Source organism: Pseudomonas sp. PS01300 (genome assembly GCF_029960155.1).
Classification (GTDB): domain Bacteria; phylum Pseudomonadota; class Gammaproteobacteria; order Pseudomonadales; family Pseudomonadaceae; genus Aquipseudomonas; species Aquipseudomonas palmensis.
In genome coordinates this window covers 45,874-55,904 of the sequence record NZ_JASCPN010000033.1, presented here as the reverse complement: position 1 = coordinate 55,904, position 10,031 = coordinate 45,874, and the positions used below count along the sequence as shown (strand labels likewise).

17 protein-coding genes are annotated in these 10,031 nt (G+C 59.3%); 12 read left to right on the top strand and 5 right to left on the bottom strand.

Annotated elements, in window-relative coordinates:
* Positions 1-378: 378 nt before the first annotated feature.
* From QMX96_RS16645 to QMX96_RS16625, 5 genes are read right to left on the bottom strand one after another with little or no spacing between them, the layout of a single operon-like run.
* A complete protein-coding gene (locus QMX96_RS16645; protein ID WP_042857718.1) occupies positions 379-696 on the bottom strand; it encodes a hypothetical protein in 318 nt (105 codons plus the stop codon).
* Between the two features lies 1 nt (position 697).
* A complete protein-coding gene (locus tag QMX96_RS16640) occupies positions 698-919 on the bottom strand; it encodes a hypothetical protein (RefSeq protein WP_042857719.1) in 222 nt (73 codons plus the stop codon).
* A gap of 12 nt (positions 920-931) precedes the next feature.
* Positions 932-1,252: a hypothetical protein gene (locus tag QMX96_RS16635; RefSeq protein ID WP_047710214.1), complete on the bottom strand. Its 321-nt coding sequence runs from the start codon at positions 1,250-1,252 to the stop codon at positions 932-934.
* A gap of 22 nt (positions 1,253-1,274) precedes the next feature.
* A complete protein-coding gene (locus QMX96_RS16630) occupies positions 1,275-1,574 on the bottom strand; it encodes an addiction module antidote protein (RefSeq protein ID WP_042857721.1) in 300 nt (99 codons plus the stop codon).
* On the bottom strand, positions 1,571-1,873 hold the full coding sequence (locus QMX96_RS16625) for a type II toxin-antitoxin system RelE/ParE family toxin (RefSeq protein ID WP_042857722.1): 303 nt from the start codon (positions 1,871-1,873) through the stop codon (positions 1,571-1,573). Before QMX96_RS16625 ends, QMX96_RS16630 begins: the two co-directional genes overlap by 4 nt.
* A gap of 202 nt (positions 1,874-2,075) precedes the next feature.
* Between QMX96_RS16625 and QMX96_RS16620 the strand changes: the two genes are divergently transcribed.
* The 12 genes from QMX96_RS16620 (at position 2,076) to QMX96_RS16565 (ending at position 9,925) form a co-directional block, all read left to right on the top strand.
* Positions 2,076-2,855, top strand: coding sequence for a DUF4942 domain-containing protein (locus QMX96_RS16620; protein WP_042857723.1), 780 nt, complete (start codon positions 2,076-2,078; stop codon positions 2,853-2,855).
* Between the two features lie 151 nt (positions 2,856-3,006).
* Positions 3,007-3,375 carry a hypothetical protein gene (locus tag QMX96_RS16615; protein WP_042857724.1) on the top strand — a complete coding sequence of 123 codons (369 nt, stop codon included), beginning with the start codon at positions 3,007-3,009 and terminating at the stop codon, positions 3,373-3,375.
* Complete coding sequence (locus QMX96_RS16610; RefSeq protein WP_199520587.1) at positions 3,375-3,725, top strand: theronine dehydrogenase; 351 nt, start codon at positions 3,375-3,377, stop codon at positions 3,723-3,725. The genes QMX96_RS16615 and QMX96_RS16610 overlap by 1 nt, the downstream gene beginning before the upstream one ends.
* Positions 3,726-3,783: 58 nt before the next feature.
* The gene (locus QMX96_RS16605) at positions 3,784-4,002 is read left to right on the top strand and encodes a hypothetical protein (protein ID WP_042857725.1); all 219 of its coding nucleotides are present in this window, start codon (positions 3,784-3,786) and stop codon (positions 4,000-4,002) included.
* 65 nt (positions 4,003-4,067) lie between these two features.
* A complete protein-coding gene (locus QMX96_RS16600) occupies positions 4,068-5,159 on the top strand; it encodes a hypothetical protein (RefSeq protein ID WP_202808232.1) in 1,092 nt (363 codons plus the stop codon).
* 144 nt (positions 5,160-5,303) lie between these two features.
* The gene (locus QMX96_RS16595) at positions 5,304-5,546 is read left to right on the top strand and encodes a hypothetical protein (RefSeq protein WP_042857726.1); all 243 of its coding nucleotides are present in this window, start codon (positions 5,304-5,306) and stop codon (positions 5,544-5,546) included.
* A gap of 51 nt (positions 5,547-5,597) precedes the next feature.
* Positions 5,598-7,280 (top strand): DNA cytosine methyltransferase, encoded by a 1,683-nt coding sequence (locus QMX96_RS16590; RefSeq protein ID WP_042857727.1) that lies wholly within the window; start codon positions 5,598-5,600, stop codon positions 7,278-7,280.
* Positions 7,281-7,372: 92 nt separating this feature from the next.
* Positions 7,373-7,594 carry a hypothetical protein gene (locus tag QMX96_RS16585; RefSeq protein WP_042857728.1) on the top strand — a complete coding sequence of 74 codons (222 nt, stop codon included), beginning with the start codon at positions 7,373-7,375 and terminating at the stop codon, positions 7,592-7,594.
* 3 nt (positions 7,595-7,597) lie between these two features.
* The gene (locus QMX96_RS16580; RefSeq protein ID WP_042857729.1) at positions 7,598-8,038 is read left to right on the top strand and encodes a hypothetical protein; all 441 of its coding nucleotides are present in this window, start codon (positions 7,598-7,600) and stop codon (positions 8,036-8,038) included.
* A 9-nt stretch (positions 8,039-8,047) separates the two neighbouring features.
* On the top strand, positions 8,048-8,305 hold the full coding sequence (locus QMX96_RS16575; RefSeq protein WP_047710215.1) for a hypothetical protein: 258 nt from the start codon (positions 8,048-8,050) through the stop codon (positions 8,303-8,305).
* A 660-nt stretch (positions 8,306-8,965) separates the two neighbouring features.
* On the top strand, positions 8,966-9,364 hold the full coding sequence (locus QMX96_RS16570) for a hypothetical protein (protein WP_050516197.1): 399 nt from the start codon (positions 8,966-8,968) through the stop codon (positions 9,362-9,364).
* 24 nt (positions 9,365-9,388) lie between these two features.
* On the top strand, positions 9,389-9,925 hold the full coding sequence (locus tag QMX96_RS16565; protein ID WP_042857730.1) for a single-stranded DNA-binding protein: 537 nt from the start codon (positions 9,389-9,391) through the stop codon (positions 9,923-9,925).
* The last annotated feature ends 106 nt before the right edge of the window (positions 9,926-10,031 follow it).

The following is a 10,031-nucleotide window of genomic DNA, read 5'->3' as shown; positions in this document are numbered from 1 at the left end:
TGCCGGTCGTTCCAGGGCAACCACTGCGGCTAGCTCAGCAACCATCGGTAGGAAGCGGACGCCCCAATGGCCTATCCGCCACCAGGCCTTGCCTGCAAGGGGCTTTCGCGGCATATCCTCGCTCGCTACGCTCCCTGCGGTATTCCACGGTCCCCTTGCACGCGGCCTGGCTCTGGATAGTCCGGGCTTACCGCGTCCTACCGAAGGCTGCCGAGCAGATCCACCCAGCGGTGGTGTGCTTCCATTCCCAAAGAGCAAGGCGGCATCCGCTTCGCGGCTGCTGCTTTGAAAAGCGTTTGTTTCCCGCGCCCCACGCTCGGCATTAAAGCAGATCGGCAAGAGCGCCTGCGGTCAAGCGCTCAATGCCATGCAAATCGATCAGAGGGAGTTGGCCAGGTCGTACACGCCGGTTACAGCGAACCAAAGGCCGATACCCGCAGCAAGCGCCGTATACAAGGGCAACCGCTTGTGTTTGTCCGTGTAGCCATCGCTGAATCTGTTCTGCTTCGGGGTGATGGTATAGAAGAACCCTTGAATGGCCTTGGGCAGGAGGATCAGGAATGCAAGACCCTTTAGGCTCAGTTCAGCGTTATCTGTCCACGGGAATCGGGCCAGCCAAAATGCGCAGCCAATCCACAGGAGCCAGCCCCAGGCGAAAAGCGCCTTGGTTTGGTTCGGGGAAATAGTCTTTTCCATGTCAGCCTCGCTTGTCCGGGCGACCTTCATTCCAGGTCATCCAGTAAAAAATGACGATGCCGACAACGGCGCCTAATGGGCCAATGCGCTCAGTCCAGGCAATCGGAAGAAGGGTAGGGAGGGCCAGTTTCAGGCCGATCACAATCATGGTTGCAACGATCCACCCAAACCCGGCTGCAACGGGGGTGAGCAAAATGCGTTTGACGATCAGGTCCGTGTTCATAAGTACCCCCTTTTATCCGATAAGTGTGGCGATGAGATCTATCACTTTCGAATCACGCGCCATCACCCACGCGAAAACCGCCAAGGTCAGCAGCCCGTAAATCCACCGACGTTGTTGATCGGGGGTGACTTCGGCCCCGCTCTCCGGCCATATCGGCGGGATATCACCCTGGAGGAATTTGGGGAAAAGGCCCATCAACGCGAACCAGGCCCAATCGAAACCAGCAGGCCCAGCGTAGGGCGACTTGGTGGCGATCCAAGCAGCTAGGCCGAGCCAGGCAGCCCATGCGCATGCGCGTATGACCCCCTTCTTTTTCGACGTTAAAGCGATCATGTAACCTCCTTGTTCACAACGATTAGTGTACCGGCTCAACGTGCTTGCGGGTCGTAAGATCCAGGCCAACGGCACGCATTACGGCCAGCAGGGTTTTCAAAGTCGGGTTGCCCTTGTCCGAGAACGACCGGTAGAGGTGTTCGCGGGAAAGGCCAGATTCATTGGCAAGGGCGGTCATCCCTTTGGCGCGGGCTACGACACCCAGGCATTTTGCGATATAGGCCGCATCGCCCGTTTCGAATGCGTCCTCCATGAATACCGCGATGGACTCCGCATCAGTCAACGCATCAGCGGGGTCGTAGTCGTAAAATTGTTCTTTCATTCATCGTCACTCCACTGGCTGGCCAACGCTTTAGCGGTTTCGATATCCCGCGCTTGGCTGCTCTTGTCCCCACCACACAGCAACAGGACCAGTTGGTTACCGCGCTGCTGAAAATACACCCGGTAGCCGGGGCCGTGATGGATGCGCAGTTCGCTGATCCCCTGGCCCACTGGTTGAACGTCCCCAAGCAGACCATTTGCAACGCGGAAGACTCGCGCAGCGATGATGGCTTTGGCCTGCTTGTCTCGCAGCTTGCGTTCCCAGTTCCTGTACGTGGCGGTTTGTTTAATTGTCTTCATGGGCTCAATTGTAGCTTATAAATCACGGCTAGGCAAGATTCTCGCACGCGAGAAAGTCAATTAATAGTAAATATAATATTGACCATAAGTTGACGCAAGGGTGATTTTTTAGGATACTGAATCCGTCGAAGCAATCCCGTCTCGACAGCCTGGAACCAGCGGCGGCAACCGCTCCGGGCAACACTGCGAAGGAGTTCGAAGCATGTCTATTTTCAAAGAGTTGGCGTTACCTTCTACGCTTGACGATCTGCTAACTGCCCGCGAGGAAGCGCTACGGCTGATCACTGATGCACGCCGCATGCTGGAGCTGGCCCAGGAAGTTCTAGCGCCCCATGGTCGGCATCTGATGCCTCACGCTGCGCAACTCAGGGAAGACCAGGACAGGGTGCGCCGCGAACTGGACACCTCCCTATGGCGCCGGGCGTTCGATATGACAGGCTTTAAGCAACTGATGGACGCCGAGGCCGTCGCGGAGTTTGAGAAGAGCCTTTGCCCATCCCCGCCTGAATTCACCGCGTCGACGATCACCGCGACGTTCATCGACTTGCGCATAAACGCCGAATCCATGTTCCAGCGTGGGGTTTTCAATGTGTTCCGGTATCTCTCCGACGACTACCGCACCAACGCAAAAGAGCCGTTTCGCATCGGCCAGAAAGTGATCATGGAAGGGATGGTCGAACCTTCGTTCAAAAGTGGCCTTTGCATCCGGTACGGTTCATGGGCCAAGGACAAGCTCAATGACCTTGACCGGGTATTTCAGACGCTCGATGGCAAGCCCTTCCAGGCGCACGCATTGACCTCAGCTATGGATGCAGCTTTTCAGGCTGGGGAAGTGTTCGAGAACGAGAACTACCGGGCCAAGGCGTTCAAGAAGGGCACCCTCCACCTGGAGTTTCTGCGCCTGGATCTGCTGGACAAAGTGAATGAGCAGATTGCCGAATATTACGCCGGCAACGTGCTGCCAGACGCCCGCGCTGCGTAGTAAAAAAATGTCACTATCAGTCAAATTAGATTTGACTGATAGTTGACTTGTTGGGGTTCCTTTGCGATACTTACCACGTCGAAGCAATTCCGCTTCGACAGCCCGGAACCAGCGGCGGCAACCGCTTCGGGCACACTGCGAAGGAGTTTCCATGAGCGCCTATATCCTGAATCGTTTTCACATCTCCGCCATCCTCATGTTCACCTGCAACGGCAAGCCGGATGCAACCACCTACCAGCTCCTTGCCGATAAAGGCCAGCAGCTGCTTGACGAAAACATCCGATCCGTACGCACGCGCTACCCTCGCGAAACGTTCAAGGGCGAGCTGTTCGGCCTGGATGAAACTGTCCCCAAGCCCACCCCGCTCGAAGCCCTCAAGCTCATCCAGTGCCTGGAATATCAGTCCAATCAAAACCCCGACTATTACGCGACCCAGGCATTTCGCACCCTGCATGAAATTCGCCGCGTAGCGCAGTCCAAGCTGCCGGGCTGGGATCAGGCGAGCTGGGATCTGGTCTGATGGCCGCGAATGCCCAGCAGGTAGCGCCGCCCATGTGGCGCTACTCCCTGCGCTGGTGTCTGCCTCACTTGCCATGCCCCGGTGACTTCGAGCTGCTGGTGATCGAGGCGCCGGCAGGGCAGAAGCTCCCCGAGGAAATGCGCAAGGCGTGGGAGGCCCGGCCCGAGGGTTACGGGGTCTGTCTCGACTTTCCCGCCTCTCAGGCGGTCAAGCGCTGGAGCGCCGAGGCAAAAGGCAAGGTCAGGCGCAAGAACCTGGAGCGGCGGGTTGAAAAGCAGGCTCCGCTGTTTGCGGACGAGCTGATAGCCCGCGAACTGGCCCAGCGTCCCGCCTATTTCGAAGGCAAGTAATCTAAAAGCCGGTACATGCGGCGGCAACCGCTCCGGCACAGCGAAGGAGAATCCCGCAATGACTACATACCGTGTCGTATGGGCCGTTGATATCGACGTTGACGGCGATCATCGAGCAGCCGCAGAGGCGTGCGCACGCCACTACTTCCAGCCGCGAATTGCAGATGGCGATCCCGACAGCGCATGCGTGTTCAAAGTGACGGGACCAGACAACAAGCCCGCCGAGGTCGACCTGGTGCCGAGCTTGTGCGATCTCATTGGTGACGACACCGAGTAAACGTAACCCAACAGTGCCCGGATCCAGCGGCGGCAACCGCTCCGGGCACTTGCGAAGGAGTACGCATGAACGCAATCAGCCGCGGCTGCCCCTCGGGCGGCGCTCACCCTGTTTTATCCCTCGCCCAGGTCGAGGCCCTGCGCGCTGCGCTGGCCGGTCGGCTGCTGGCCGTGTGTTTCGGATCGGGCGTGGATTCCACGGCCATGCTCGTAGCCCTGCACGCGGCAGGGCTGCGCCCGGATATCATCACCTTTGCCGACACCGGCGCGGAGAAACCCGAGACGTTGGCCCACATTGAGGCGATGGATTCAGTGCTGCGTGCGTGGGGCTGGCCGTCCGTTAGCGTGTGCCGGAAGAAACCGAAGCCCACCACCGGATACCAGGATCTTTACGGCAACTGCATGGCCAACGAGACATTGCCTAGCCTGGCCTTTGGCATGAAATCTTGTTCGGTGAAGTGGAAGCAGGTTCCCCAAGATCAGTTTCTCATGGGCGCCCGTTCTGGCCCGAACGCCAGGCCAGCGCATCCTGTGTGGGAACGCGCCAAGGTGACGGGGCAACGCATCGTCAAGCTGATCGGTTACGACTGCGGCAAAGCAGATCTGCGCCGCTCCAAAGCGCTCAAGCCTGCGGACGCAAACTTCGATTATGTCTACCCGTTGCAGCTGGTTCGCTGGACTCGCCGCGATTGTGTGCGTGCGATCACTCATGCGCTCGGCGCGGACCTGGTACCGATCAAATCCGCCTGCTTTTTCTGCCCAGCTTCCAAGCACTGGGAACTCTATTGGCTTGCCGCGAATCACCCCGAGCTGCTGGAGCGGGCGCTGTTGCTTGAGCGCAACGCCCTCACTGGCAAGCACAGCCGATTCGACGCAGTACAGTTTGGCGCCTCATGGGAAGACCTAGTGCGAAATGCCGATGGCTTCCCCAGCACGACGACAACGGTAGGGCTAGGGCGTAGCTTTGCCTGGAACCAGTGGGCCAGGGTCAATGACGTTGTAGACGAGCATTTTAACGTCAGGCGAGCCGCTGCCGATCGAGCGCGTTTTGCGGCGTTGTCCGACAGTTTGCGGGATCCAGATAATGCCCTGGACTCGCGTACGCCGGGCATTCCCGTTGTCGATATCACTAACTCTGAGCAGTTAGAGCTGTGGTAAATTATTAGTAAAAATAGATTTGACTACAAGTTGACATTGAGAATGGCCTTTGCGATACTGGGAACCGTCGAAGCAATCCTGCTTCGACAGCCTGGAACCAGCGGCGGCAACCGCTCCGGGCGCATTGCGAAGGAGATTCAAACAATGGCTATCGAAACCCACCTGTTCTATTTCAGCTCAGCCACGCAGCTGCGCGATTTCTCCGGCTTCACCGTCGAGCCGTCCCATCAAGCCCGCCCAGGGCAAGAACCCTCCACCGTCACCATGTACACGGTCGTCGCTCAGCGCTCCGGCATCGGCCAGCGCGAAGTCATCGCAGAGTTCCCGCTGGAACTGCATGCCGAGATTTTCCGCGACATGGCCGAGGCGACAGCCCGCGCCCTCTGACCACAGCCCCGCCCGGACCTTGGGTCCGGGCCATCGTGACGGATGACGAACATGCTTACAAAGTATGTGCTCAAGCACTTTCATTTCTGCTGCGGGCTTGGCGGCGGCGCCAAAGGCTTCAACCAAAACAAGGAAGTGGTCGGCCACCTGCAGGCGGAATGGCGCTGCATTGGCGGTGTCGATGTGGACGCCGGCGCGCTGCGTGATTTCCAACGCCTGGCCGGTGTACCAGGTACGCAAATGGACCTGTTCACCCGCGAGCAATACACCGCCTTCCATGGCAAGGAACCGCCAGCAGACTGGCGGGAGGCAACCCCGGCTGATATTCGCCGCGCTGCGGGCTTTCAGGATCCTGATGTGGTGTTCATCAGCAGCCCCTGCAAAGGCGCTTCTGGCCTGTTGTCCGAGGCGTTGAGCCTAACCCCCAAGTACCAGGCCCTCAATGAACTGACGTTGCGCTGCGTGTGGCTCATGTGCGAGGCCTGGCAGCACAACCCGCCCGGCCTGATCGTGTTCGAGAACGTGCCGCGCCTGGCCACCCGTGGTCGCCACCTGCTCGATCAGATCGTTCAGGTGTTGAACTTCTTTGGCTATGCCGTGAGCGAGACAACCCACGACTGCGGGGAGCTGGGCGGCCTGGCCCAAAGCCGCAAGCGCTTTCTGCTGGTGGCCCGGCACGTAGAGAAAGTGCCACCGTTCTTGTACGAGCCGGAAAAGAAATCCCTGCAATCGGTCGGTGCTGTCCTTGGCCGCATGCCGCTGCCTGGGGATATCGAGCGCGCTGGCCCAATGCATCGGGTTCCAGCGCTGCAATGGAAAACGTGGGTTCGCCTTGCCCTGGTCGAGGCAGGCAAGGACTGGCGCAGCCTGGATCAGTTGGCCATCGAGGACGGTTATCTGCGCGACTTCGTGATAGTGCCCGAGGCGTTCTCGGGGTATCTAGGCGTGCGTAACTGGGGTGATTCAATGGGCACCGTTGCCGGCCAGACAGGGCCAACCAATGGCGCATTTTCGGTTGCAGATCCGCGCAGCCCGGCACACGCCGCGCAGTACCAGCAATATGGCGTACGGCGCTGGGAGGACTCGAGCGGCGCAATCATCGGCATCAAGTCGCCAGGGCAGGGCACGTTCAGCGTGGCCGATCCGCGTGGAGCAGCTGGTGGACACGGGAAATACAGCGTCACCCGCTGGGATGGCTCGGCACGCACCGTCATTGCCGGCAGCACGACAGGGCAGGGCGCGTTTGCCGTACAGGATCCGCGCCCAGGCTTGCGCCGCGTGAAAGGCGATGCCTACCTCACCGGGGGCCACTATGGCGTCGTGCCGTGGGAAGGCCTGGCCGGGGCAGTATCCGCCAGTGCGCGCCTGGACAATGGCCGCTGGAGCGTTGCCGATCCGCGCATGCCAGCCGCCAATGATCGATTGACCTGCGTGATTCGAAGCCTCGACGGCACCTGGCACCGCCCATTCACCACGCTGGAAATGGCGGCGCTGCAAAGCCTGGTTGACCCGGAAGAAATGCTTGAGCTGGACGGTTTGAGCGACCAGGCGTGGCGCGAGCGGATCGGTAATGCGGTACCACCGAAAGCCGCTGAGGCAATCGCCGGTGTAATGGCCCAAACCCTCCTGCTGGCCAAGCAGGGTGAAACCTTCCTGCTCAGTCATATGCCGGTATGGGTTCGCCCCGTCGCGGTCGGCCTGTCGCTGGCCAGCGAACTCGACAAGGCAGCATAACCAACCTACAGGCGCCTCAGCCCGGGGCGCCTAACTCAGCCCGGAAATGACGGCGGCAACCGTCCCGGGAACCCACGCGAAGGAGTAACACCATGTTCCGCGATCTCACGATGAGCAAAGCCCAACGTTCCAGCCAGGCCCTGCATACCGCTGCGCGGTTGGCAGAGCATCGGAAGAAGTGGTATTCAGCCGCCGAGCTTTACGAAGCAGCCGCATCCCTTTGGCCAGGCAAAGGCATCAGTTTGATGCGCCGCGCCGAACAGTGCCGCTCCCTGGTTGTCGATGCCAGCGATGAAATGGAATTTGAGGATTGAGCCATGGACGAACGAACGGAACAGCAACTGACCGATTATCTCGATACCCTGTTGTGGCTGGAGACCGCCTCCGTGGCCGAGATCGAAGGTGCCTTATCCACGGCCTCCGCCACTGTACGTGAGGACCTGGAGCTGGGCATTCAGTGCATGATGGACTCAGACCGTCCCGGCTTGGCCAACTACTTTCCCAACCTGGTCAGTCGGCCCACTTCGCTGTCAGTCATCCGCCAAAAATTCTCAGCTGTCGCACTGGCTATGGATCAGCTTGAGGACTCGATGCGCCGGCGACAAACGGATCCTACCTATCCGTTAATGGGTTATGGCGCGGTTCTTGGTACGTTGGCCAAGTTGCAATACCTGAACAAAATCACACCATCGCAGCGGGAGTTGCTGCTCAGCGAACTGGCTAGCCTCAAAGCTGGCGGCATGCGTCTGGACAATTAAGGAGGCGTCATGAACCGCATGGCTAAACGTCGGAATCGGTTACCCGTGATCCTCTGCGTAGCTGGGGGCATTCTCATTTTCGTGGTTGAAATGTTTTCGTCCTGGCACATGACCGAACGGCGCGTAGCGCGAAAGAACCAGGAGAAGGCTCGGTATCTGCAGGAGCATTCGCCGCCAAAACCAGCCAATACGCACCTAGAGGTATTCATGCCGCCAGGGGCTTCGCACAATACCTCACACACCATCAAGGAAGCGGTTTCGCCTTGAGCCATCATGGGCGTGCCCCTGCGGGGGCGGCTGTCGTGAACCAAGCCCCGGCCAAAAGCACGCCGGGTCTTGGCCCTTCGGGCTTCCATCCTCACGCCTCCGGCCTACGGCCTGCGCGCTCCGCTTGCCGGTCGTTCCAGGGCAACCACTGCGGCTAGCTCAGCAACCATCGGTAGGAAGCGGACGCCCCAATGGCCTATCCGCCACCAGGCCTTGCCTGCAAGGGGCTTTCGCGGCATATCCTCGCTCGCTGCGCTCCCTGCGGTATTCCACGGTCCCCTTGCACGCGGCCTGGCTCTGGATAGTCCGGGCTTACCGCGTCCTACCGAAGGCTGCCGAGCAGATCCACCCAGCAGTGGGGCGCTTCCATTCCCAAAGAGCAAGGCGGCATCCGCTTCGCGGCTGCTGCTTTGAAAAGCGTTTGTTTCCCGCGCCCCACGCTCGGCATTAAAGCAGCTCGGTAAAGCGGTCAAGCGTTCGGATCAAGAAAAAGCAGATTTCTCGCGTGCGAGAAACGCGACAATCGGTCAATATAGATTTGACCAATAGTTGACTTTAGTTAGGCGTTGGGCGATACTACTCATGTCGAAGCAATTCCGCTTCGACGGTCTGGAACCAGCGGCGGCAACCGCTCCAGGCAAATCGCGAAGGAGTTTACGCATGACTATCACCGCTCAAGCACCCGCCCTCAGCTTCAACAACTGGCTCACCTCAGCCGACTTTCTGAACTTCGCCAAAAAGATCTGGGCGCCTGTCGTGGATTCGAACATCGAGGCGATGGAGCGCAAGGTTGACGATCTCTACGGCGCGGCATGCGGGCGCTTTCCAACCTATGACACCATGGTGCACAACGCCTTCTGTGCGAGCATGGATGACGAGTTCGGCACCGATGAGCATGCCGAGGGAGTGGCAGAAGCGTTCGCGTACGCCCGCGAGGCTTATGGCTATATGTCCGCCAGTGAAAACGAAGCACAGCGGCAGGAGGACGCGGATAACGGCCTCTGCTGGCACGGCCTGGACGTAATGACCTGCCCTTGCGGTTGTTTCGAGAACGATTAATTCAAACGGAAAAGGAGATTCATCATGGCCCGTGGCGTAAACAAAGTGATCCTGGTCGGTACTTGCGGGCAGGATCCCGAGGTCCGCTACCTTCCCAATGGCAACGCCGTGACCAACCTCAGCTTGGCCACCAGCGAGCAGTGGACCGACAAACAGACCGGCCAGAAGGTCGAGCGCACCGAGTGGCACCGTGTGTCGCTGTTCGGCAAAGTGGCCGAAATCGCTGGTGAATACCTGCGTAAAGGTTCGCAGTGCTACATCGAAGGCAAACTGCAAACCCGCGAGTGGGAAAAGGACGGCATCAAGCGTTACACCACCGAAATCATCGTCGACATCAACGGCACCATGCAGCTGCTCGGCGGTCGCCCGCAAAACCAGCAGCAGGGCGGCGACCCCTACAACCAGGGCGGCAGCAACCAGGCCCCCCGCCAGCAAGCCCCGCGTCAGCAGCCACCGCAGCGCCCGGCACAGCCGGCGCCGCAGCCAGCGGCAGACTTTGACAGCTTCGATGACGACATACCGTTCATGGATCCGTACCGCTTCAACTGGCACCTCCAATAACCATCCATCAACGAAGAAGCCCGGCATTAGCCGGGTTTTTTGTTCGACAAATGGTCAATTTAGATTTGACTAATAGTTGACTTCTGTTTGTGCCTTTGCGATACTA

What these genes read in the sequence shown, in the direction of transcription:
- QMX96_RS16645 (WP_042857718.1), bottom strand. Translation starts at nt 696, where the DNA reads ATGGAAAAGACTATTTCCCCGAACCAAACCAAGGCGCTTTTCGCCTGG.
- QMX96_RS16640 (WP_042857719.1), bottom strand. Translation starts at nt 919, where the DNA reads ATGAACACGGACCTGATCGTCAAACGCATTTTGCTCACCCCCGTTGCA.
- QMX96_RS16635 (WP_047710214.1), bottom strand. Translation starts at nt 1,252, where the DNA reads ATGATCGCTTTAACGTCGAAAAAGAAGGGGGTCATACGCGCATGCGCA.
- QMX96_RS16630 (WP_042857721.1), bottom strand. Translation starts at nt 1,574, where the DNA reads ATGAAAGAACAATTTTACGACTACGACCCCGCTGATGCGTTGACTGAT.
- QMX96_RS16625 (WP_042857722.1), bottom strand. Translation starts at nt 1,873, where the DNA reads ATGAAGACAATTAAACAAACCGCCACGTACAGGAACTGGGAACGCAAG.
- QMX96_RS16620 (WP_042857723.1), top strand. Translation starts at nt 2,076, where the DNA reads ATGTCTATTTTCAAAGAGTTGGCGTTACCTTCTACGCTTGACGATCTG.
- QMX96_RS16615 (WP_042857724.1), top strand. Translation starts at nt 3,007, where the DNA reads ATGAGCGCCTATATCCTGAATCGTTTTCACATCTCCGCCATCCTCATG.
- QMX96_RS16610 (WP_199520587.1), top strand. Translation starts at nt 3,375, where the DNA reads ATGGCCGCGAATGCCCAGCAGGTAGCGCCGCCCATGTGGCGCTACTCC.
- QMX96_RS16605 (WP_042857725.1), top strand. Translation starts at nt 3,784, where the DNA reads ATGACTACATACCGTGTCGTATGGGCCGTTGATATCGACGTTGACGGC.
- QMX96_RS16600 (WP_202808232.1), top strand. Translation starts at nt 4,068, where the DNA reads ATGAACGCAATCAGCCGCGGCTGCCCCTCGGGCGGCGCTCACCCTGTT.
- QMX96_RS16595 (WP_042857726.1), top strand. Translation starts at nt 5,304, where the DNA reads ATGGCTATCGAAACCCACCTGTTCTATTTCAGCTCAGCCACGCAGCTG.
- QMX96_RS16590 (WP_042857727.1), top strand. Translation starts at nt 5,598, where the DNA reads ATGCTTACAAAGTATGTGCTCAAGCACTTTCATTTCTGCTGCGGGCTT.
- QMX96_RS16585 (WP_042857728.1), top strand. Translation starts at nt 7,373, where the DNA reads ATGTTCCGCGATCTCACGATGAGCAAAGCCCAACGTTCCAGCCAGGCC.
- QMX96_RS16580 (WP_042857729.1), top strand. Translation starts at nt 7,598, where the DNA reads ATGGACGAACGAACGGAACAGCAACTGACCGATTATCTCGATACCCTG.
- QMX96_RS16575 (WP_047710215.1), top strand. Translation starts at nt 8,048, where the DNA reads ATGAACCGCATGGCTAAACGTCGGAATCGGTTACCCGTGATCCTCTGC.
- QMX96_RS16570 (WP_050516197.1), top strand. Translation starts at nt 8,966, where the DNA reads ATGACTATCACCGCTCAAGCACCCGCCCTCAGCTTCAACAACTGGCTC.
- QMX96_RS16565 (WP_042857730.1), top strand. Translation starts at nt 9,389, where the DNA reads ATGGCCCGTGGCGTAAACAAAGTGATCCTGGTCGGTACTTGCGGGCAG.